At 57.0% G+C, this 19,384-nt stretch carries 21 protein-coding genes; 14 read left to right on the top strand and 7 right to left on the bottom strand.

Features of this window, described 5'->3' with window-relative positions:
- Positions 1-123: 123 nt before the first annotated feature.
- The 4 genes from dapA (at position 124) to GFS31_RS14510 (ending at position 6,587) form a co-directional block, all read left to right on the top strand.
- Positions 124-1,008, top strand: a complete 885-nt coding sequence (gene dapA / locus GFS31_RS14525; protein ID WP_198805507.1) for a 4-hydroxy-tetrahydrodipicolinate synthase — start codon at positions 124-126, stop codon at positions 1,006-1,008.
- A 511-nt stretch (positions 1,009-1,519) separates the two neighbouring features.
- Positions 1,520-3,283, top strand: coding sequence for a ribonuclease J (locus GFS31_RS14520; RefSeq protein WP_198805506.1), 1,764 nt, complete (start codon positions 1,520-1,522; stop codon positions 3,281-3,283).
- A gap of 549 nt (positions 3,284-3,832) precedes the next feature.
- Entirely contained in the window at positions 3,833-5,947 is a 2,115-nt protein-coding gene (locus GFS31_RS14515; protein ID WP_198805504.1) for an Rne/Rng family ribonuclease, read from the top strand.
- A complete protein-coding gene (locus tag GFS31_RS14510) occupies positions 5,940-6,587 on the top strand; it encodes a ribonuclease HII (RefSeq protein ID WP_225907433.1) in 648 nt (215 codons plus the stop codon). The genes GFS31_RS14515 and GFS31_RS14510 overlap by 8 nt, the downstream gene beginning before the upstream one ends.
- 13 nt (positions 6,588-6,600) lie before the next feature.
- On the opposite strand, the gene GFS31_RS14505 is transcribed toward GFS31_RS14510, so the two are convergent.
- The 7 genes from GFS31_RS14505 to GFS31_RS14475 all read right to left on the bottom strand — a co-directional run bounded on the left by GFS31_RS14505 (position 6,601) and on the right by GFS31_RS14475 (position 11,260).
- The gene (locus GFS31_RS14505; RefSeq protein WP_198805503.1) at positions 6,601-8,508 is read right to left on the bottom strand and encodes a polysaccharide deacetylase family protein; all 1,908 of its coding nucleotides are present in this window, start codon (positions 8,506-8,508) and stop codon (positions 6,601-6,603) included.
- A gap of 269 nt (positions 8,509-8,777) precedes the next feature.
- The gene (locus GFS31_RS14500; protein WP_071527210.1) at positions 8,778-8,897 is read right to left on the bottom strand and encodes a photosystem II reaction center protein J; all 120 of its coding nucleotides are present in this window, start codon (positions 8,895-8,897) and stop codon (positions 8,778-8,780) included.
- A 94-nt stretch (positions 8,898-8,991) separates the two neighbouring features.
- A complete protein-coding gene (locus GFS31_RS14495; protein WP_198805501.1) occupies positions 8,992-9,111 on the bottom strand; it encodes a photosystem II reaction center protein L in 120 nt (39 codons plus the stop codon).
- A 9-nt stretch (positions 9,112-9,120) separates the two neighbouring features.
- Positions 9,121-9,252 (bottom strand): cytochrome b559 subunit beta, encoded by a 132-nt coding sequence (gene psbF, locus GFS31_RS14490; RefSeq protein WP_190492316.1) that lies wholly within the window; start codon positions 9,250-9,252, stop codon positions 9,121-9,123.
- A gap of 38 nt (positions 9,253-9,290) precedes the next feature.
- On the bottom strand, positions 9,291-9,539 hold the full coding sequence (gene psbE, locus GFS31_RS14485) for a cytochrome b559 subunit alpha (protein WP_190492315.1): 249 nt from the start codon (positions 9,537-9,539) through the stop codon (positions 9,291-9,293).
- Between the two features lie 165 nt (positions 9,540-9,704).
- Complete coding sequence (locus GFS31_RS14480; RefSeq protein ID WP_198805499.1) at positions 9,705-10,709, bottom strand: photosynthesis system II assembly factor Ycf48; 1,005 nt, start codon at positions 10,707-10,709, stop codon at positions 9,705-9,707.
- A gap of 137 nt (positions 10,710-10,846) precedes the next feature.
- Complete coding sequence (locus tag GFS31_RS14475; RefSeq protein ID WP_198805498.1) at positions 10,847-11,260, bottom strand: rubredoxin; 414 nt, start codon at positions 11,258-11,260, stop codon at positions 10,847-10,849.
- Between the two features lie 404 nt (positions 11,261-11,664).
- On the opposite strand from GFS31_RS14475, the gene ndhC reads away from it, so the two are divergent.
- The 10 genes from ndhC to GFS31_RS14425 all read left to right on the top strand — a co-directional run bounded on the left by ndhC (position 11,665) and on the right by GFS31_RS14425 (position 19,358).
- Complete coding sequence (gene ndhC, locus GFS31_RS14470) at positions 11,665-12,027, top strand: photosynthetic/respiratory NAD(P)H-quinone oxidoreductase subunit C (protein ID WP_198805497.1); 363 nt, start codon at positions 11,665-11,667, stop codon at positions 12,025-12,027.
- Between the two features lie 29 nt (positions 12,028-12,056).
- Positions 12,057-12,764 (top strand): NADH dehydrogenase subunit K, encoded by a 708-nt coding sequence (locus GFS31_RS14465; RefSeq protein ID WP_225907690.1) that lies wholly within the window; start codon positions 12,057-12,059, stop codon positions 12,762-12,764.
- Positions 12,764-13,303, top strand: a complete 540-nt coding sequence (locus tag GFS31_RS14460; RefSeq protein WP_198805493.1) for an NAD(P)H-quinone oxidoreductase subunit J — start codon at positions 12,764-12,766, stop codon at positions 13,301-13,303. Before GFS31_RS14465 ends, GFS31_RS14460 begins: the two co-directional genes overlap by 1 nt.
- 156 nt (positions 13,304-13,459) lie before the next feature.
- The gene (locus tag GFS31_RS14455; protein WP_198805492.1) at positions 13,460-13,897 is read left to right on the top strand and encodes a VOC family protein; all 438 of its coding nucleotides are present in this window, start codon (positions 13,460-13,462) and stop codon (positions 13,895-13,897) included.
- 202 nt (positions 13,898-14,099) lie between these two features.
- Positions 14,100-15,203 (top strand): cobalamin biosynthesis protein CobW, encoded by a 1,104-nt coding sequence (gene cobW / locus GFS31_RS14450; protein WP_198805490.1) that lies wholly within the window; start codon positions 14,100-14,102, stop codon positions 15,201-15,203.
- 482 nt (positions 15,204-15,685) lie between these two features.
- Complete coding sequence (locus tag GFS31_RS14445) at positions 15,686-16,204, top strand: phycocyanin subunit beta (RefSeq protein WP_198805488.1); 519 nt, start codon at positions 15,686-15,688, stop codon at positions 16,202-16,204.
- Between the two features lie 100 nt (positions 16,205-16,304).
- Positions 16,305-16,793 carry a phycocyanin subunit alpha gene (cpcA, locus tag GFS31_RS14440; protein WP_190492307.1) on the top strand — a complete coding sequence of 163 codons (489 nt, stop codon included), beginning with the start codon at positions 16,305-16,307 and terminating at the stop codon, positions 16,791-16,793.
- A gap of 273 nt (positions 16,794-17,066) precedes the next feature.
- On the top strand, positions 17,067-17,939 hold the full coding sequence (locus GFS31_RS14435) for a phycobilisome linker polypeptide (RefSeq protein ID WP_198805487.1): 873 nt from the start codon (positions 17,067-17,069) through the stop codon (positions 17,937-17,939).
- Between the two features lie 148 nt (positions 17,940-18,087).
- On the top strand, positions 18,088-18,324 hold the full coding sequence (locus tag GFS31_RS14430; protein ID WP_198805486.1) for a phycobilisome linker polypeptide: 237 nt from the start codon (positions 18,088-18,090) through the stop codon (positions 18,322-18,324).
- Positions 18,325-18,524: 200 nt separating this feature from the next.
- Positions 18,525-19,358 (top strand): HEAT repeat domain-containing protein, encoded by an 834-nt coding sequence (locus GFS31_RS14425; protein WP_198805484.1) that lies wholly within the window; start codon positions 18,525-18,527, stop codon positions 19,356-19,358.
- Positions 19,359-19,384: the final 26 nt, after the last annotated feature.

Raw genomic sequence — 19,384 nt, 5'->3', positions numbered from 1 at the left:
CGATCTAGGCCATCTAATCACGGACTTAGGGAACTCACATCCTGAGATTTTCGGCTAAGTTGGTATAATCCAAACGTCAGGCGGGCGGCGTCCTGCCCTTAACCCAGAGGACAGTAGATTCGAGTGGTATATTTCGGCAGAGTGCTTACGGCCATGGTGACGCCATTCTCTCAGGATGGCTCCGTCGATTACGCAATGGCCGAACGTCTGGCGGATCACTTGGTCAACCACGGTAGCGATGGCCTGGTGGTGTGCGGTACCACAGGAGAATCACCGACCCTGACCTGGGATGAGGAATACCAACTGTTCCAGGCGGTGAAGCAGGCGGTGGGCGGTCGGGCCAAGGTGGTGGCGGGGACGGGGTCTAACTCCACCCACGAAGCCATTGAGGCCACCCAAAAAGCCAGCCACCTCGACCTGGATGGGGCGCTTCAGGTGGTGCCCTACTACAACAAACCGCCCCAAGAGGGCCTCTACCAGCACTTTCGACAGATCGCTGAGGCGGTGCCCGATCTGCCGATCATGCTCTACAACATTCCGGGACGGACGGGGTGTAACCTCGCCGTGGAGACGGTAACTCGTCTGGCGGAGGTTGACAACATCCTGGCGATCAAGGAAGCTAGCGGTAGTCTGGATCAGGTTAGCCAAATCCGCTGCCATACCCCCGCCGATTTTTTGATCTACTCCGGCGATGATTCTCTCACCCTGCCGACGCTGTCCGTGGGCGGTTGCGGAGTTGTGAGTGTGGCCAGTCATCTCGTCGGCGATCAGGTTCAGCAGATGGTGCAAGCCTACGAAGCGGGCCAAGTAAAACAGGCCACCGAGATTCACCTGAAACTTCTACCCTTGTTTAAGGCGCTGTTTGTAACAACAAATCCAGTTCCGGTGAAGGCGGCGCTGGTAAAACAGGGTTGGGATGTGGGGTCTGTGCGACTGCCCCTTTGCCCCGCTGGGGAGGATGTGCTGTCCCTCCTAGACCAAGTGCTGCAACCCTTAGCCCTAGATTAAGTCTTAGATTGCGTTAGTCCTAATTCCTAGATTCGCCTTACCCTTCAGGCGATGCCTCGATAAAGCTCCTCTAGATCCTCTGGCTTGTCCGACAACTCAATCCTCCTGGCCATTGACTCCTTGACTACTCTCTATTTAGTTTCGTCTACTTTTGTTCTACTACCTGTTTGATCTATTCATCTTGCCCATTTCCCATAAACGCTGAAAATTCCGACGTTGTTCTCTACTCCTTCTCCTAGGATTTCTCCTCTATGCGCTGTTGCGTTTTACCCCTTTTCCCCATCGCCATCGATGCCGTCTGAGCCAGCCCCGATCTCTCCTTCGCTGAGGGACGGGGGATAGCGACTGGACAAGCCCCTCTCCCATGCCTTACTCCCCACTGTTGAGAAAGCGGCTTTTCCGGTTAGCCATAGGTTCCAGGGATAGGTCGCCCATGTCAGGCACGATGCCCTAGACCATCCCACCAATTTTTAGCTTTTCCGTTCTGTTTTTTACTTACGAGACGTTTTTTATGACAGCCAAACAAAACCAGTCAGCCCTCAAAATTGTTCCCCTAGGGGGGCTGCACGAAATCGGCAAAAACACCTGTGTGTTTGAGATCAACAACGAAATCATGTTGCTCGATGCCGGCTTGGCCTTTCCCACCGACGGGATGCACGGGGTCAACATCGTTCTGCCTGATGTCACCTACCTGCGGGAAAACCGCGACAAAATCAAGGGCATGATCGTTACCCACGGCCACGAAGACCACATTGGCGGCATTGCCTTCCACCTCAAGCAGTTTGATATTCCGGTGATCTACGGCCCCCGCCTCGCCATGGCCCTGCTGGAGGACAAACTGGAGGAAGCCGGGGTGGCCGACCGCACGGAACTGCGCCAGGTGCGCCCCCGCGAAACGGTACGGGTCGGTAACTCGTTTTTGGTGGAGTACATTCGCAACACCCACTCCATCGCCGATAGCTGCTCGGTGATTATCCACACCCCCGTCGGCGTGGTGATCCACACGGGCGACTTCAAGTTTGATTTCACCCCCGTGGATGGCGAAACCTTTGACGTGCAGCGGCTGGCCGAAGCGGGCGAACGGGGCGTGCTGTGCCTAATCAGCGACTCCACCAATGCCGAACTGCCCGGTCACACGCCTTCGGAGCGGTCGGTGTTCCCCAACCTGGATCGGGAGTTTGGCAAGGCGGAAGGTCGGCTGTTCGTCACCACCTTCTCTTCCTCGGTGCACCGGGTCAACATGATTTTGGAACTGGCCCAAAAGCACAACCGCAAGGTGTTTGTGGTGGGGCGTTCCATGCTCAACGTGATTGCCCATGCGCGGGATTTGGGCTACATCAAATGCCCAGAAAGCCTGTTTTTGCCCCTCCGCAACCTGGGCCAAACCGCCGATGAAAACGTGCTGATCCTCACCACGGGTTCCCAGGGCGAACCGCTGGCGGCCCTCACTCGCATTGCCGAAGATTCCCACCGCCAGCTCAAAATCAAGCGGGGAGATACCGTGGTGTTCTCCGCTAACCCCATTCCCGGCAACACCATCGCCGTGGTCAACACCATCGACAAGCTGATGATGCGCGGAGCTAAGGTGGTCTACGGCAAGGATAAGGGCATCCACGTTTCGGGCCATGGCTCCCAAGAAGACCACAAACTGATGCTGGCCCTGACCAAGCCCAAGTATTTCCTGCCCGTCCACGGCGAGCACCGGATGCTGGTGAAACATGCCGAAACCGCCCAAAGCATGGGGATTCCGGCGGAGAATATGGTGATTATCCAAAACGGCGATATGGTCGAGTTGGATCCCTCCGGTATTCGTGTGGCGGGGAAAGTGCCCTCCGGCATTGAACTGGTGGATTCCTCCCGTGTGGGTGTGGTGGGTCGCGACATTCTCAAGGATCGCCAACAACTGGCGGAGGATGGCGTTGTCACCATTGCCGCCACCATTGGCGATAACGGCAAACTGGTGGCGGGGCCAACGGTGCAACTGCGCGGCGTCGCCCATAGCGTCAACCCAGAGCGATTCCAAAAGGCCGTTCAGCAGGTGCTGGAGCAGGTGCTGGAAACCCACGGTTCTGAACTGATCGTCAAGGGCCAAAAAGGACAGGCCAGCATCGACTGGGATGGCCTCAAGGGCTTGATGGATCGCGATCTGCGTCGGCTGCTGCGGCGCGAACTGGATAAGCGTGACCCGCTGCTAATGCTGCTGCTGCAAGGCACCGCCGCCGAGCCTCAACAAACCAAGCGGGGGCGTAGTCCGGTCGCCGCTTCGGCCTCCTAAATCACCCCCAGCCGCCACCGATGGAAACCCTATCGGTGGCGGTTTTGTTTAGGGTCATCGCCTTCGCTCAAAATCAGGGCGTCCGTTCAGGACGGGGGCGCAGGCTCGGGGCCACGGCGCAAGTTTTCTCGGATTCTCCCTACAAAGATCCGCAGTTATATGCTATGGGCAAGCCTTAACGCTATAATGCATCTAAACAAGACCAAGTGTGCTTAGACGGATAGCACATGGCAAGTGTTTAGGTGGCTATCAGTCCTTAGCCCTGGGCGCTTTAGTTAAGAGCTCTTGTGCAGGTTTGCCGTTCCAACGCCTGTTCTGGCATCGCCAAGAATTCTCGAAGTAGCTCGGTGGCCCAGAGTGACCCCGGTGTGCCCTGCAATGTCATCGTCGTAGCCGTTGCTATGACGGCTGTGACAGTGGAACCCTTGCAATCTCGTTTTCCCCGATCTGGATGGAGTATTTCGGTAGGCTCTGTGGGTCTCGCGGCTTCATTCCCAGTGAAAGTTTTGCATTTTATCCGCCCTAGTGAGCGTTGTATGAGGAATTTGAATGCCGAAGCAGATTGTTATTGCTGAGCAGCATCGGATCGCTGCGGTTTTCTCGGAAGATCAGATTCAAGAATTAATTGTGGCCACCGGGAGCCACCAGGTTAGCGACATTTATCTGGGCACCGTTGAGAACGTCCTACCCGGTATTGATGCGGCCTTCGTCAACATTGGCGACAGTGAGCGCAACGGGTTTATGCATGTCACCGATCTCGGCCCCCTGCGGCTGAAGCGCATGGCTGGTTCCATCACCGAGCTGGTAGCCCCCCAGCAAAAGGTGCTGGTGCAGATTATGAAGGAGCCCACGGGCAATAAAGGCCCCCGGCTCACGGGCAACATCTCCCTGCCTGGTCGTTATCTGGTGCTGATGCCCTACGGCAAAGGCGTCAACCTGTCCCGCCGCATTCGTAGCGAAAACGAGCGCAACCGCCTCCGGGCCCTGGCCATTTTGATCAAACCCGCTGGCATGGGCTTGCTGGTGCGCACTGAGGCCGATGGTATTAGCGAAAACGCCATTATCGAAGACCTGGAAACCCTACAAAAACAGTGGGAGAGCATCCAACAGCAGGCGCTCTCTACCCGGCCCCCGGCCCTGCTAAATCGTGACGATGACTTTGTACAGCGGGTCTTGCGGGATACCTACAACTCTGATGTGAACCGCATTGTCACGGACTCCAGCTCTGGTCTGAAGCGGGTGAAGCAGCACCTCTCTAGCTGGAGCGACGGCCAACTCCCCGGCGGCGTGCTGATTGACCAACACCGGGAGCGCATTTCCATCCTGGAATACTTCCGGGTGAATGCGGCCATTCGCGAAGCCCTGAAACCTAGGGTAGACCTGCCCTCCGGCGGCTACATCATCATCGAACCAACGGAAGCGCTGACGGTGGTTGATGTGAACTCCGGTTCCTTCACTCGATCCGCCACCGCCCGCGAAACGGTGCTGTGGACGAACTGCGAAGCCGCCACGGAAATTGCCCGCCAACTGCGCCTTCGCAACATTGCTGGGGTGATCATCGTTGACTTCATCGATATGGATTCGCGGCGGGACAAGCTGCAAGTCCTCGAACACTTCAGCAAAGCCCTGCGGTCGGATAAGGCTCGGCCCCAGATTTCTCAACTGTCGGAACTGGGGCTGGTGGAACTGACCCGTAAACGCCAGGGGCAAAACATCTATGAACTGTTTGGCCGCCCCTGCCCCACCTGTAGTGGATTGGGCCATCTGGTGCATCTACCTGGTGCCCATCCTACGGAGGACGAACCTGTCCTGAGTCCGGTGATCTCCTCCTACCCCAGCGCCCGGTCTGAGAGTAGCTGGACGCCTGCCCTGCGAGAATCGCAGCTAGATGGCCTAGGCACCCAGTCCGACTTGCAGGAACTAGATCTGATCAACCATCCCAGCTATCAGGACAAGCTGAATAAGGGCAATCGTCGTCGCCGCCGCCGGGAACCCCTGCCCGGCCGCAGTACTGGCAAAGAAGCACCTATCCCCCGCGAAACTCTGCCTAGTGCGCCCAAGGATCTCCCCAGTCCTGTAGCAGATTTTGCGCCGATTGCTGATAGCTCCGCCGAGGAGGAAAAGCCCGCCGCCCGCACCAGCCGCAGCCGCAGCGGGGGACGCCACGATAAGAAACCCACTGCACCGCCCCAGGTAGTCACGGTGGAAATGACCTCCGACGAACAGCGGATCTACGCCATGATGGGGATTTCGCCCCTGGTATTAGCCACCAATGAAACCATCCTCGACCCTCGCAATGTGACCATTGCCGTTCGGGCACCGGGGGAAAGCGCGGCGGCTAATCCTACCCCAATCCTTGGCGCTGTTGCCGCCCCCCAGGATGAAGCCCCTGTGGTGGCTGCTGTGCCTGAACCCGTCGCCACCGACGTACCCGTTGAGACGGACAAGCCGCCTGCGCCTAGCAAGGTGCCTATCAAAATGCAGCGGACACCAGAGGTTGCCCCCGTGCCCTCGCCGGATGCTGAGCCAGTGATTGCCCCAGAAGAAAAACCATCCCCTGAGGTCGAAGCGACTGAGAATGGTGATGCCTCCGCAGAGGGCAGCACCGTGCGCCGCCGTCGTCGCCGCCGTCCTTCGGCGAATAGCAGCGGAGCGGATGACTAGCACCATGGCAGGGGGTGGCCAGTCTGGCCGTGACAGACCTAGGACACCCCCTGAACTGAGTCCCCTGATCGCCGGAGTGGACGAGGTGGGGCGAGGGGCACTGTTTGGCCCGGTGGTGGCGGCGGCGGTGATTTTGTCTGAATCGGCAGCGATGGATCTACAATCCCTAGGCGTGACCGACAGCAAGCGCCTCAGCCCTCGCCGCCGAGAGCTGCTCATTGAGCCGATTAAAGCCTTGGCGACCACCTGTGCCATTGGCTATGCCTCGGTGCAGGAGATTGATCGGATCAACATTTTGCAGGCATCTCTGCTGGCGATGCATCGGGCGGTGCGTCGTTTGTCTCCGCCCCCAACCCTGTGTCGAGTGGATGGCAACCAGAGGATTCCCCACCTAGCTATCCCTCAGCAAACCGTGATTCAGGGAGATCAGAGCGATACGGCCATCGCCGCTGCGAGTATTCTGGCTAAAGTGTGGCGCGACCAGTTGATTATCCGCCTAGACTGTCGCTATCCAGGCTATGGACTGGCTAAGCATAAGGGCTATGGCAGCGCCGAACATCGCCAAGCCATTCAAACCCTAGGGCCGACCCGACAACACCGCCAGTCCTTCCGAGGTTGTCAGCTTGCGTTAGACCTTTAGGGGACTGGGATGCCTAGTTGCGTGCCACCCCGGTACGATTGGAGGGATCGAGCACCAAGGGACAGGGGCTGCCATCGTTGGCCTCTGGTGGAATGAGCGCCACCACGTGGGGCACAGGCCGAGGAATGTAGCCCACCAAGGATTCGCCCTCGTAGGCCAGGGATGTGCTCGCGCCAGAATCCAGCATCACCGCATCGCGCAGGCCCGCGTCGTAGAGCAGTTGCCCGAGTTCCACAGATCCGACCATCGTGTGGGTAACACCAATGACTGGGTGTCCATCCCGATGAACGCCCCAAAAGGCCCGGTGCCGCTTCTCATTAAAATCAAACAGGGTGCCAAAGCTGGCCTCCGGTTGTGCCTCGCCATCGCGCACCAACCAGGCGGCGGCAACAAAAGCGTCGGTTACACCGGGCAGTTCGCGGTAGACCCCAGCTAGGGTATTGTGCCGGGAAGCCTCGAAGGAAGCAAATCGCACGTGATTGGGCGAAATGAGCACCAGAGGACGACCATTCAGCAGCGGATTTTCGCTGGCATTGCCCGGAATAAACTTGCGGCTACTCTGGCTAAGCACTGGGCCAATCATCACGTTGGAATCCAGATATCTGAGGGAGAAAAAGCCTCCGTCCACCGCCCCGACTGCGTTGGTGCCCGCCACAATTTCCGGCACTTGGTAGCGGCTGTTGGCATGGATGGTTACGGGGCGTCCCCCGCTGATCAGGGTGAGGGTATGACTCCCAATTTCGTAGCGCTCCCGCTCCACGGGCGTTTGAAAATCGAAGCTCTGGTTTCCCAGCACTGATCTGGCTGCCGATGGCGGGACAGGGTGAGCGACCGTGATCGGTGGGATAGTCTCCGACTCACCGCCCCAAGCCCGTCGCAGCAGGCGGGGCAGGTTGGATTGGCCAAATCGCTCAACCGCCAGGAGCGACTCCGAGGCCCCTGCAAATTGCTCATCATTCTGGCGCATGGTGAACGCCGCCAGATAGCCTGCATCCGCTGCCGCCTGGGCCACCCGCTCGTCGTAATGTCCGGCGGGATAGCTAAAGTAATGGACAGGCTGGCCGATCATTTCCTCCAAACGCCGCTTCGATTCCGTCATCTCATAGGCGAGATCGGCGTCGTTAAACTCGCGCAAGTCGGGGGGATGGGTGACGCTGTGGGAGGCAATGGTAATCAGCGGATCAGCAGCCATCTCCTTCACCTGATCCCAGGTGAGAGTAGACCGTCCCACAATGTCTCCATCCACCTTGCCAGGGAAGACGAAGAAAACCCCCGGCATTTGGTACTTCTGTAACAGCGGGAAGACGTGCTCGTAGTGTCCGGCATAGCCATCGTCAAAGCTCAGCACCACGGGTTTTTCGGGTAGAGGTGCCCCCGTCCGCAAATGCTGCATGAGTTGGTCGAGGCTAATGGCCGTAAAGCCGTTGTCTTTGAGGGTTTTTAAGTGATCCTCAAACTGTTCAGGCACTAGGTCAAAAAAGACTTCAGGCTCCGACAGCACATCGTGATACATCAAGATCGGCACCCGCGCTTGGGTAGCCTGGGGATGAATTTCGGGCCAAGCGACCACTCCAAGCTGCTGAATTTGCCCCGGATCGAGCTGGCTGGCAAGCCCCTGGAGCCCACCAGGTTGAAAAATCTCTGGCACCGAGGCTTCTAGCGAACTTGCCCCTGGGGTTCTGAGCAAGGTAGTGGGTAGGCACATCCGCTCACTGCTCACAGCCTTGGGAAATGCCTCTATGCCCATGGCGTCACGCAGGGCCACCAGGTTTGGATTGAGGGCGGCTGGGGCTATCCACCGACCATTCAGTGCCCCCAGCACAGGCAGGGCAAGGCCAAGCACCAACGCACCCGATCCAGCACCAATCAGGGCTTTGCGCTTCGATGTCCACAGACGGCTAACCCTAGAAGGCTGATCCATATTGACGACCCCACACGGCCCAAGGCGGCTAAACAAAACTCAACATATTTTACTGGGGAACGGAGCTGTTCAGACGGCAGAAGGGCTTGCCCATCCAGGTATCTTCGCTATGGTATCGATAAACCCACCGCCCCCTGTTTATCCTCAGCCCGTTACAGAATCCGGCGGGATGAAAGCCGTCGCGGCCTCTGCCATGGTGAAAGCATGAAAAAGGGCCAAGCATGGATGTCTTAGCCCCTATCCAAGATTCTAGAGTTAGGCTGAGTGCCTTACATGGCAGAACCTACACCCGCATAGGCTCCATAGAAGAAGAGACCTACCACTACTAGAACGCCAGTGCCAGCGACCGTCGCCACAATCCACAGGGGAATTCGCCCACTCTGAAGCATTGCTTAAATCTCCTACAGCCAAGTTTGGTGAATGAATGATCTCAACACAGCCTAGGGAATCGTGACCCCCTAAGCCTCATTTCTTTAACGGAGGTTAGTTAAAGAAGTAGCTGGAAAACAGCAGACCCAGGACAAAAACCAGCAACAACCCTAGGTAAAGGGAGGTACGGTTAAGTTCTACAGGCTGCTTATTTGGGTTTGGAGTACGATCCATGATTTTCTCTTACCGTTGGATAAACTGCATGGCCGCAATTGCGCCCAGGAAAAACACGCTAGGCACGCCGAGGGTATGTACGGCTAGCCAGCGAATGGTGAAAATGGGGTAGGTAATTTGTTCGGGGGAGTTGCTTTGCATGGCGCTGAATTAAAACAACGTAGTGGGAAAGAGAAATCTTATTGGGCTGAGAACAGGTCGATCTGCTGCTTCGCCTCGAAGCGGTCGGTCACGATGGGAAGCTGCATTTGGTTGTCGGGGTAGTAGTCGTTGGGGCGAGGGGTGCCAAAGGCATCGTAGGCCAAGCCCGTGCTAACAAACAGCCACCCAGCAATGAACAGCATGGGAATGGTGATGCTGTGAATAATCCAGTAGCGAATACTGGTAACGATGTCCCCAAAGGGGCGCTCTCCTGTGGTACCTGCCATGGTTTACGTCTCCTCTCTTAACACGATGAAACTTATCTAATCATAGGGAACCCTGGAAACCCTAACAAGGTATTCTCTGGTGGATCTTGGAAGTTCTCCAGGGCGGAGTCAGAAAAAAGCTGTTGCTGGATAGCCGAGGTGCAACCATCAGCTCCCCCACAAGGTCTAGGCCAGGGAGGGATCGTATCGGAGAATGGTGCCCTGCTGACCGAGTACAAAGCCCTTGTCGCTGCCGGAAAAGATAATCCGGTAGAAATTGGAGGGCACGTCGTTCACCGCATTATCTTTGTACCAGGTTTCGCCGCCGTCAAAGCTGACCAGCAGGTTGCCGCCGCCGCCCGTGACCCACACCTCATTTTCGGTGCGGAAGGCCATGTCGATCAGGCCCCAACTAGTGCCAAATTCGGGGCTGATGGCGTCCGTGAAGTCGTCGGAGGCGCGGGAATTGGAGAAGCGCACTTGGCCCCCACGGGCAATGGCCCACAGCTTACCGACCTTGTCAAAGCCCATATTCTGCAAGCGGCGAGAACTTTGGCGGTTGTGGGGAATCCATTCGTCCTGCCCCGGTGCCCAGGTGGAGTAGAAATTACCACGGGAAGACACCGCCACGTAGCGCCCATCCTGGGAGCGGGTCATGTTCCGCACCACGCCCACAGCCCCTTGCACCATGGCTTTCCAGGTGCGGCCTTCGTCCTCTGTGCGGTAAATCGCACCAATATCCGTCGCCATTTCAGCGGATTTTGGCCCCAGCGCCGTCACGAGAAAAGGTGTTCCTGGCAGTTCATTGCTGAGGGGCACCTTGGCCCAGCTTTTGCCGCCATCGTCGGTGTGCAGCAGGATTGAGGGCGTCCCCGTCACCCAGCCTTCCTCACCCGCGAAGTCTACGGAGGTAAAGGTGTAGGGTTGCTCATCCAGCGCTAGCTCGCGCACCGTCCAGTTATCCCCGCCGTCACGGGTTTCCAGCAGGGTGTTGCGGCTTCCCACAATCCAACCGTGGTTGTCATCCCCGGTGAAGGCGATGTCCGAGAGCGTGGCTTCGGTGGGCACCTGCACCACCTGCCAGGGATGCACATCGGAATCTGAAAGGAAGTACTTGGAACATCCAGAAACCAGCACGAGGGCCACCAGGGCAATCAAACCTCGTTTTAACCAATCCAATGCTGCGGGCATAACGTGTCCAAACCTGTCGTGTACTAACGAATCTGTATGAGCTAAATCGGCTAGGGCTAAATCTACGCTACTCGAAGCCGGGGCTTTTTCTGCTATCGCCTCAGTTCCATCGCTGGGGTTGAGGCCCCCATCCAAGGCTATTTCAAGCCGTACAAACTGAGGAAAAAGAGAAAGCCCACGGCCAGAGCGCCGAAAATTAGAATATTTTTCTGTCCTGGGGTGAGCCGATTCACGCCCAACCCGTAGTCTAGGTTTTCTTTGAACCCAGAGGGCTTGTTAACGGGGCCGATGTTGCTGAACTGCTTTTTGGGAGCGCTACACACCGGACAGCGCCAGTTGATTGGCAATTCCTCGAAGGGCGTGCCCGCCGAGATTTTGGCCCGATCATCTCCTTTGGATGGCTCGTAGGAGTAACCGCAGGAACGGCATTCGTAGCAGTCCATTTCCTCTGGGGTCAGGGGAACAACTTCGGGAATAACCTCCTCAGATGTCTCCTGAACAAGGCTCACCGTTTCGGTGAGTTCTAGCGGATTTTCGGGTTCAACACTCATGGCATTCGCCCTCTCAGGGGTGGAGTCATAGGGTTTGGATCAACAAAGGATGCTCTGGCAGGCCACAGAAATTGCTACAACCCAGCCGGACGCAACCGAAAAATGAATTTGATGTAAACAATTATGACATAGCCGTGTCCCCCACTGGTTTTCCCAATTTTGGGTGATTTTGAGCCCAGATGGGATCCAAAAAGTCCGTCGCCGTAGCAGGGTAGAGGCCATTGAACGGTGGGGTCATCTTAGGAAGCGTAATCATTACTATCCAGGGTTTTGATAGGTCGGCCCTGATTTTCCGACCAATGTGGCCTAGAATGACTATGAATTGAGGGCCAATCGCCTGAGGTCACTCCCCGCCGATTTGCCTTGCCCTCACCCTCTGTTGCTTTAGTTGTGGCGGTGAACTCGTGTTTGTCTTATCCGGCTACGAGTACTTCCTAGTTTTCTTGATGATTGCCTGCCTGGTGCCCGTCTCGGCCCTGGGTATTGCCAAGTTTTTGCGGCCCGTGGGTCGTGGCCCTGCCCGCCGCACCACCTACGAATCGGGGATGGAGCCCATCGGCGGAGCCTGGATTCAGTTCAACATCCGCTACTACATGTTTGCCCTGGTCTTCGTCATCTTCGACGTGGAGACGGTGTTCCTATACCCCTGGGCAGTGGCTTTTAATCAGTTGGGCTTGTTAGCCTTTATAGAAGCCCTGATTTTCATTGGCATTTTGGTCATCGGTCTTGTCTATGCTTGGCGCAAGGGAGCCTTGGAATGGTCATGAATCCGCCCTCAGCCGCCGATAAGAGCGGTATGTTAGCCCCCGGTGAGGCGCTGATGAATCCAGCCGCTCCACCCACCATCACCCACGATTTGTCAGAAAACGTGATTCTGACCACCGTGGATGACCTCTACAACTGGTGTCGCCTGTCGAGCCTGTTCCCCCTGCTCTACGGCACCGCCTGTTGCTTCATTGAATTTGCGGCGTTGATCGGATCCCGGTTCGACTTCGACCGTTTTGGCTTGCTGCCCCGGGCCAGTCCCCGGCAGGCGGATTTGCTGATCACGGCGGGCACCGTCACCATGAAAATGGCCCCGGCCCTGGTGCGGCTCTATGAGCAAATGCCCGATCCCAAGTACGTGATTGCCATGGGCGCTTGCACCATCACGGGCGGTATGTTCAGCAGCGATTCGCCCTCGGCGGTGCGCGGTGTGGACAAGCTGATTCCGGTGGATGTGTATATCCCTGGCTGCCCGCCCCGACCGGAGGCGATCATCGACGCCATCATCAAACTGCGGAAAAAAGTGGCGACCGAATCCATGCAGGATCGGGCCTACACCATGCAGACCCATCGGTTCTATGAGCGCACCCACAAGCTCAAGCCTGTGCCGCCCATTTTGACCGGGGAATACCTGCAACTGGGTACCCACGCCACCCCGCCCAAGGAACTGATGCAGGCGATGGGGATGCCCATGCCCGAAGCCCTTGCTGAAACGACTGCCCAGGAGGACAAGGTTTAATGGCTGAAGACGAATCTAAGGTCACGCCGGAGGCAGAAGCGGCCTCCGAGTCCTCGATTGTGGAAGCTGGGGCCGTCTCCAAATGGCTGACGGAAAACGGGTTTTCCCATGAGTTAGCCGAGCCGGATCACCTAGGGGTTGAAATCATCCAGGTGACGCCGGAACTGCTGATTCCCACCGCCACCGCCCTCTATGCCTACGGGTTCAACTACCTCCAGTGCCAAGGGGCCTATGATGCTGGCCCCGGCAAAGAATTGGTCAGCTTCTACCACCTGATTAAGGTGAGCGATGACGCCGACCGTCCTGAGGAAGTGCGGGTGAAGGTCTTCCTGCCACGGGATAACCCTCGTGTGCCCTCGGTCTACTGGATTTGGAAGGCCGCCGACTGGCAAGAGCGGGAATGCTACGACATGTACGGCATCATCTACGAAGGGCACCCCAACCTGAAGCGGCTGCTGATGCCCGAAGATTGGGTGGGCTGGCCCCTGCGGAAGGACTACATTTCCCCCGATTTCTACGAACTCCAGGACGCCTATTAGGGCTGGCCCTCATCCTAAATCCCTCTCCCCCAGGGAGAGGGACTTTGAAACAGCCCTTTAGTCAGCGCCTCCAGACGTATCTGGGGGCGTTTTTTGTGGAACTGGTTAGGATAAAAGCGTTTGCCTTGATCTGCTGTTGACCCAAGGGTACCGACCATGACCCAGGCTGCTGCGCTGTTCCATTTGGCCTTTCCGGTGGGCGATATTGCCACCGCTAAGCAATTTTACGTTGAGGGCTTAGGCTGCGAACCGGGCCGTGAAACCTCGTCCTCGCTGATTTTGAACCTCTATGGTCATCAACTGGTGGCTCACCTATCCGCCGATCTGACGCCGCAACGGGGCATTTATCCGCGCCACTTTGGGCTGGTGTTTTTGGCGGAACAGGATTGGGAAGATCTGCTGACACGGGCGAAGGATAGAGGGCTGAAGTTTTACCAAAAGGAAAAACGCCGCTTTCCAGGAATGCCCCTAGAGCACCGCACCTTTTTCCTAGAAGATCCGTTCTACAACCTGCTGGAATTTAAGTTCTATGTTTCTCCCAGCGCCATTTTTGGTGAGGTGGAGTTAGCCGTTGTGGGCGACAAGTTGTTCTAGCAGCGGATTCAGAGGAGTGTGAGCCTGTCTCGGGTCATCCTGGTTGCCGCGAGGTCATCGTTCACAAACTTCTGGAACAGGGAACCGTCAAAGCGACCTAAACTGGGGGATGGCCCCTTCTGGGGTTGCCTTGCAGACAGAACAGCTCCAAGCAAGCACCACCTCTGACCCGCAAGGCTGCTTTCTACGGTTTTAGCTAATCATGCACAAAATTCCCGTTACCATCATCACTGGCTTTCTCGGCGCAGGGAAGACCACCCTGATTCGCCATCTGCTGCAAAATCCCCAGGGCCAGCGCATTGCCGTTCTGGTGAACGAGTTTGGCGAGGTGGGCATTGATGGCGACCTGTTGAAATCCTGCCAGGTGTGTGACGAGGAACCGGGCGCAGGTGATGGGGCGGTGGACGCTACCCCAGCCGTGAACAACATTGTTGAATTGACCAACGGTTGCCTCTGCTGCACCGTGCAGGAAGAATTTCTGCCCACCATGCAGGAATTGATGCAGCGCCGCGATGAAATCGACTGCATTGTGATCGAAACCTCCGGGCTAGCCCTGCCGAAGCCGCTGGTGCAAGCCTTCCGCTGGCCGGAAATTCGCACTGCGGCCACCGTGGACAGTGTGGTGACGGTGGTGGACTGCGACGCTCTGGCCTCCGGTCGTCTGGTAGGCGATTTGGACGCCCTGGAAGCCCAGCGCCAAGCCGACGACAGTTTGGATCACGAAACCCCCATCGAGGAACTGTTTGAAGACCAGTTGAATTGCGCTGACCTGGTGCTGCTGACCAAGACGGATTTGGTAGACGCCACTGAACGGGAACGGGTGGAGCGCTGGCTGTCCGGCCAACTGCCCCGTCCGGTGCGGGTGGTGGAATGCGGCCAGGGGTTGATTAGCCCTGACGTGTTGCTGGGGTTCAACGCAGCCGTTGAGGACAATTTGGACAGCCGCCCCAGCCACCACGACCACGAAGAGGAGCACGACCACGACGACGACATTGTGGCGATTCCGTTACTGCTGTCTCAGGAATTTGAGCCCAGCGACCTGATCCAGCGTCTCGAAGCCCTCACCGAGCAGTATGAGATCTACCGGATCAAAGGCTTTGTGCAGGTGCCCCAGAAGGCCATGCGGATGGTGGTACATGGCGTGGGGCAGCGCTTCGACTGGTTCTATGACCGTCCTTGGCAACCCGACGAGCATCGCCACACCAAGCTGGTGATTATCGGCAAAGCCCTCAACGCCGCCACCCTGCGCTCCTTTTTGACCCAGGATGCCCCCAGTGCCCGCCTCAATTCCATGGCCACTGCCTAGACACAACCGTAAAGTCCCCGTCAACAAGGTTGCGTTTTGTGACAAAACCTGAGATCACTGGCGGGGTGGGCGGTGGGTCAAAGCGCTCAAACAGTTGATTTGGCTACTTTTTTCCTCTTTACATAGAGCTGTCTCTCTTAACAACTTGTAAAAGATAAATACACGACAGCAGTGTATAAACTTGTTTGGAGGGTTTGTTGAATCAGCGAAAGCTAATTCAGGCAACGGTTTCGAGAAACGCCCTGGTTTATCCAGAATTGCGCTTCGAGAACTTCTCAACGATTCTTCAAGGGTAGTCTTACGGAATATGTATGACTTTGAACAACCTTGAAGAAATGTTAACTAAATGAGAAAACAAGCCACGCCGCTCTTTAAGATCCTCTCTATAGATTAGTAAAGCCGCCTCGGCTGAACTGATTAGCAATCCGGTCTCTAGACCATTTCAAGCAAACTCAGCGACAAAAATTAGGAGATTTGAGTCGATGTTTGACGCATATACCAAAGTTGTTTCTCAAGCTGACGCCCGTGGGGATTTCCTCTCCAACGATCAGTTGGATGCTCTGTCCCGCGTGACCAGCGATGGCCTCAAGCGGATCGATGCTGTGAACCGCATGACCGGTAGCGCTTCCAAGATTGTGGCTGATGCCGCTCGCGCTCTGTTCGCTGAGCAGCCCCAACTGATCGCCCCCGGCGGCAACGCTTACACCAACCGTCGTATGGCTGCTTGCCTGCGCGACATGGAAATCATCCTGCGCTATGTGACCTACGCCACCTTCACCGGTGACGCCAGCGTTCTGAACGACCGCTGCCTGAACGGTCTGCGCGAAACCTACGTGGCTCTGGGCACCCCCGGCGCTTCCGTGGCTGCTGGCATCGAAAAAATGAAGGCCGCCGCCATCGCCATCGTGAACGACCCCGCCAACATCACCCCCGGCGATTGCAGCTCCCTGGTTTCTGAAATCGGTAGCTACTTCGACCTGGCTGCTGCTGCTGTGGCCTAGGTTCAACCTCATTGAACCTCACTGGAATTGGGCCAGGTTGGCTTAATTCTTCCCTTTCCGTTCATTCGCTGTGAAGACCATTGAAGGAGAACCTTAAACTATGAAAACCCCTCTAACCGAAGCTGTTGCAGCAGCCGATTCCCAAGGCCGTTTTCTGAGCGCCTCTGAACTGCAAGTGGCTTTTGGCCGTCTGCGTCAAGCCACCGCTGGTCTGGAAGCCGCTAAAGCCCTGACCAACAAAGCAGATTCCCTCGTGAGCGGCGCTGCTCAAGCCGTTTACAACAAGTTCCCCTACACCACCCAAATGCAAGGCGCTAACTACGCCTCCGACGAGCGCGGCAAAGCCAAGTGCGCCCGCGACATCGGCTACTACCTGCGGATGGTGACCTACTGCTGCGTGGCTGGTGGCACTGGCCCCATGGATGAGTACCTGATTGCTGGTCTCGACGAGATCAACAGCACCTTTGAACTGTCCCCCAGCTGGTACGTGGAAGCTCTGAAGTACATCAAAGCTAACCACGGTCTGTCTGGCGATGCAGCCACCGAAGCCAACTCCTACATCGACTACGCCATCAACGCCCTGAGCTAGTTTGGCGATTTGCCCGGAGGGGCAGACAGTTGTTAGCGACTTGTTAGCAATTGTTTGTTGCTCCGGGCATTGTTGTATCTAGACATGGTTGTGTCTAGGGATGTCTATAGGGGCCGAAGGGTGTACTTCGGTGCCTTGGGAAAGCTGGTGCCAGCGTTGCCAACACGCTTTAGAAAGGGCATGGCCCTACCTCCCCGGAGAAAGGCGCAGCCCTTGGGCGCTAGTCTGACCCCTGCTGTGTTGAGAAGCCTTTTTAAAAGGGAGGATAATCCTGTGCCAATTACAACTGCGTCGTCCCGGTTGGGAACCGCTGCGTTTAGCGAAACGTCCCCGGTAGAACTGCGGGCCAATTGGACGCCTGAAGATGCCGAAGTGGTGATTCGGGCCGTCTACCGTCAGCTTCTGGGCAACGACTACCTGATGAACTCCGAGCGCCTCACCAGTGCCGAGTCGCTGCTGAAGAACGGCTACATCACCGTGCGCGAGTTCGTGCGGGCCGTGGCCAAGTCGGAGCTTTACAAAGAAAAGTTCTTCTATCCCAACTTCCAAACCCGCGTGATTGAACTGCACACCAAGCACCTGCTGGGCCGTGCCGTGTACGACGAATCGGAAGTGGTGGAACACCTGGATCGCTACGAAAACGAAGGCTACGACGCCGATGTCGATTCCTTCATCGATAGCGAAGAATACCAGTCCAACTTTGGCGACAACGTGGTGCCCTACTACCGCAGCTTTGTCTACCAGGCAGGGCAGCGTTCCGTGGGTTTCACCCGGATGTTCCAGATGTATCGCGGCTACGCCAACAGCGACCGCTCCCAGGCGGGTGGCAAAAAGTCTCGCCTAGCTGGGGAATTGGGGCGTAACACCTCCTCTTCCATCATCAGCCCCACCGGGGTTTCGGCGGGCGCATCGTCCCAGGTCAACAAGCTGGCTACTCCGGCCCTGGCCCTGGGTGGGTCTACCCCCTACGGCACCGCTGGCAAGGTCTACCGCATTGAGGTGGTGGGTGCTAACCTGCCCCGCTATCCCAAGGTGCGTCGGATCAACACCGCCTACCTGGTGCCCTACGAGCAGCTTTCCACTAAGCTGCAACAGATCAACAAAATGGGCGGTCGGGTAACTAGCATCACCCAAGCCAGCATGTAAGTTCACGCCATCGTGACCAGTGTGTAGGGGTGTCATCCGCAGATGGCGTCCCTACGCCTGTTAAAGGCCTTTTCCGTCGGCGTCTGTGTTGATTATGACGCCGCTTTCCCTACCCGTTCACTGTCTACGCTTAGGAGAACTCCCTACCATGCTCACTCAAACCGCCTTTGGCAGCCAAACTTCGTCCCCCTCTGGCAGCCGCATTTTCCTGTACGAAGTGGAAGGGCTGCGCCAGAACGACGAAACCGATAAATCCAACTACCCCATCCGCAAGAGCGGCAGCATTTTTATCAAAGTGCCCTACAGCCGCATGAACGAAGAAATGCAGCGGATTACCCGCATGGGCGGCAAAATCGTCAGCATTCAGCCCCTTTCGGCGAGCTAGGCTGCCTAACAGCCCTCACCCCTGCCCCTCTCCCACGTGGAGAGGGGTTCTGAGGTTGGGTGTCTGATACTTGGGTGGTGCATTGCGGCGGATATGGAAGACTGGACTACGGCCAGGTGGGATTAGTGCCGCGAATGCACCACCCTACGGGCCATCCATGACTGTGATGAAAAATAGGTTAGGTCAAAGACAGGTTATCCATGGAGACCGACGCGCAACAATTGGTCAATGCCCAGGGCGAATCCTTGACGGTGGAGCAGGCCGTGGTGAACCTTCAGCAAACGGAGGATACGGGCCTGCGCTACTATGCGGCCTGGTGGTTGGGGCGCTTTCGGGTAACACAGCCCGATGCCGTGGATGCCTTGATTCAAGCCCTAGACGACGAATCGGATCGGGCACCGGATGGGGGCTATCCCCTGCGGCGGAATGCGGCTCGTGCCCTGGGTAAGTTGGGTCAATCCCGTGCGGTGGCTCCGCTGATTCAGTGCTTGGCCTGCGACGATTACTACGTGCGGGAGTCGGCAGCTCAGGCATTGGGTGCCCTAGGTGATGATCGGGCGATTCCATCTCTGGTCAATTTGTTGGCGGGGGGCGTGGAAGCGGCAGTGACCGTAGAAGGCAAGCCCCACCTGGTTCAGCCCTACAACGCCATTTTGGAAGCCCTGGGTTGTTTGGGGGCACAGTTGGCAGTAGAGGAGATTCGCCCCTTTTTGAGCCATTCCGTGGCCCAGGTACAAAATGCGGCAGCGCGGGCCATGTATCAGCTCACTGGGGACGATAGCTACTGCCAGCGGTTGGTGGAGCGGCTTCAGGAACCCAATCTGCAACTACGGCGTTCGGCCATGATGGATTTGGGGGCGATTGGCTACCTCCCGGCGGCAGAACCCATTGCGGCGACTCTGGCGGAAAATAGCCTGAAACTCATTGCCCTTCAAGGGGTCTTGGAAGCTCACCTGCAAGACATTCGCTTTCCTGATGCGGATCTTTCCCCAGAGGCGCAGCGGGTATTGGCGTTGATGGATGATTTGCTCTAGGGTCAGAGGCTAGGATCTGGGAATGC

The organism is Leptolyngbya sp. BL0902, from assembly GCF_016403105.1.
Classification (GTDB): domain Bacteria; phylum Cyanobacteriota; class Cyanobacteriia; order Phormidesmidales; family Phormidesmidaceae; genus Nodosilinea.
This window is presented reverse-complemented; position numbering and strand designations above follow the sequence as displayed.

Bases quoted from the DNA above. Each gene is read 5' to 3' on its own strand.
- GFS31_RS14495 (WP_198805501.1), bottom strand. From the start codon at position 9,111: ATGGATCGTACTCCAAACCCAAATAAGCAGCCTGTAGAACTTAACCGT.
- GFS31_RS14445 (WP_198805488.1), top strand. From the start codon at position 15,686: ATGTTTGACGCATATACCAAAGTTGTTTCTCAAGCTGACGCCCGTGGG.
- cpcA (WP_190492307.1), top strand. From the start codon at position 16,305: ATGAAAACCCCTCTAACCGAAGCTGTTGCAGCAGCCGATTCCCAAGGC.
- GFS31_RS14475 (WP_198805498.1), bottom strand. From the start codon at position 11,260: ATGAGTGTTGAACCCGAAAATCCGCTAGAACTCACCGAAACGGTGAGC.
- GFS31_RS14460 (WP_198805493.1), top strand. From the start codon at position 12,764: ATGGCTGAAGACGAATCTAAGGTCACGCCGGAGGCAGAAGCGGCCTCC.
- GFS31_RS14500 (WP_071527210.1), bottom strand. From the start codon at position 8,897: ATGCTTCAGAGTGGGCGAATTCCCCTGTGGATTGTGGCGACGGTCGCT.
- GFS31_RS14510 (WP_225907433.1), top strand. From the start codon at position 5,940: ATGACTAGCACCATGGCAGGGGGTGGCCAGTCTGGCCGTGACAGACCT.
- GFS31_RS14465 (WP_225907690.1), top strand. From the start codon at position 12,057: ATGTTAGCCCCCGGTGAGGCGCTGATGAATCCAGCCGCTCCACCCACC.
- GFS31_RS14425 (WP_198805484.1), top strand. From the start codon at position 18,525: ATGGAGACCGACGCGCAACAATTGGTCAATGCCCAGGGCGAATCCTTG.
- GFS31_RS14430 (WP_198805486.1), top strand. From the start codon at position 18,088: ATGCTCACTCAAACCGCCTTTGGCAGCCAAACTTCGTCCCCCTCTGGC.
- psbE (WP_190492315.1), bottom strand. From the start codon at position 9,539: ATGGCAGGTACCACAGGAGAGCGCCCCTTTGGGGACATCGTTACCAGT.
- GFS31_RS14480 (WP_198805499.1), bottom strand. From the start codon at position 10,709: ATGCCCGCAGCATTGGATTGGTTAAAACGAGGTTTGATTGCCCTGGTG.
- GFS31_RS14455 (WP_198805492.1), top strand. From the start codon at position 13,460: ATGACCCAGGCTGCTGCGCTGTTCCATTTGGCCTTTCCGGTGGGCGAT.
- psbF (WP_190492316.1), bottom strand. From the start codon at position 9,252: ATGCAAAGCAACTCCCCCGAACAAATTACCTACCCCATTTTCACCATT.
- GFS31_RS14505 (WP_198805503.1), bottom strand. From the start codon at position 8,508: ATGGATCAGCCTTCTAGGGTTAGCCGTCTGTGGACATCGAAGCGCAAA.
- cobW (WP_198805490.1), top strand. From the start codon at position 14,100: ATGCACAAAATTCCCGTTACCATCATCACTGGCTTTCTCGGCGCAGGG.
- GFS31_RS14520 (WP_198805506.1), top strand. From the start codon at position 1,520: ATGACAGCCAAACAAAACCAGTCAGCCCTCAAAATTGTTCCCCTAGGG.
- GFS31_RS14515 (WP_198805504.1), top strand. From the start codon at position 3,833: ATGCCGAAGCAGATTGTTATTGCTGAGCAGCATCGGATCGCTGCGGTT.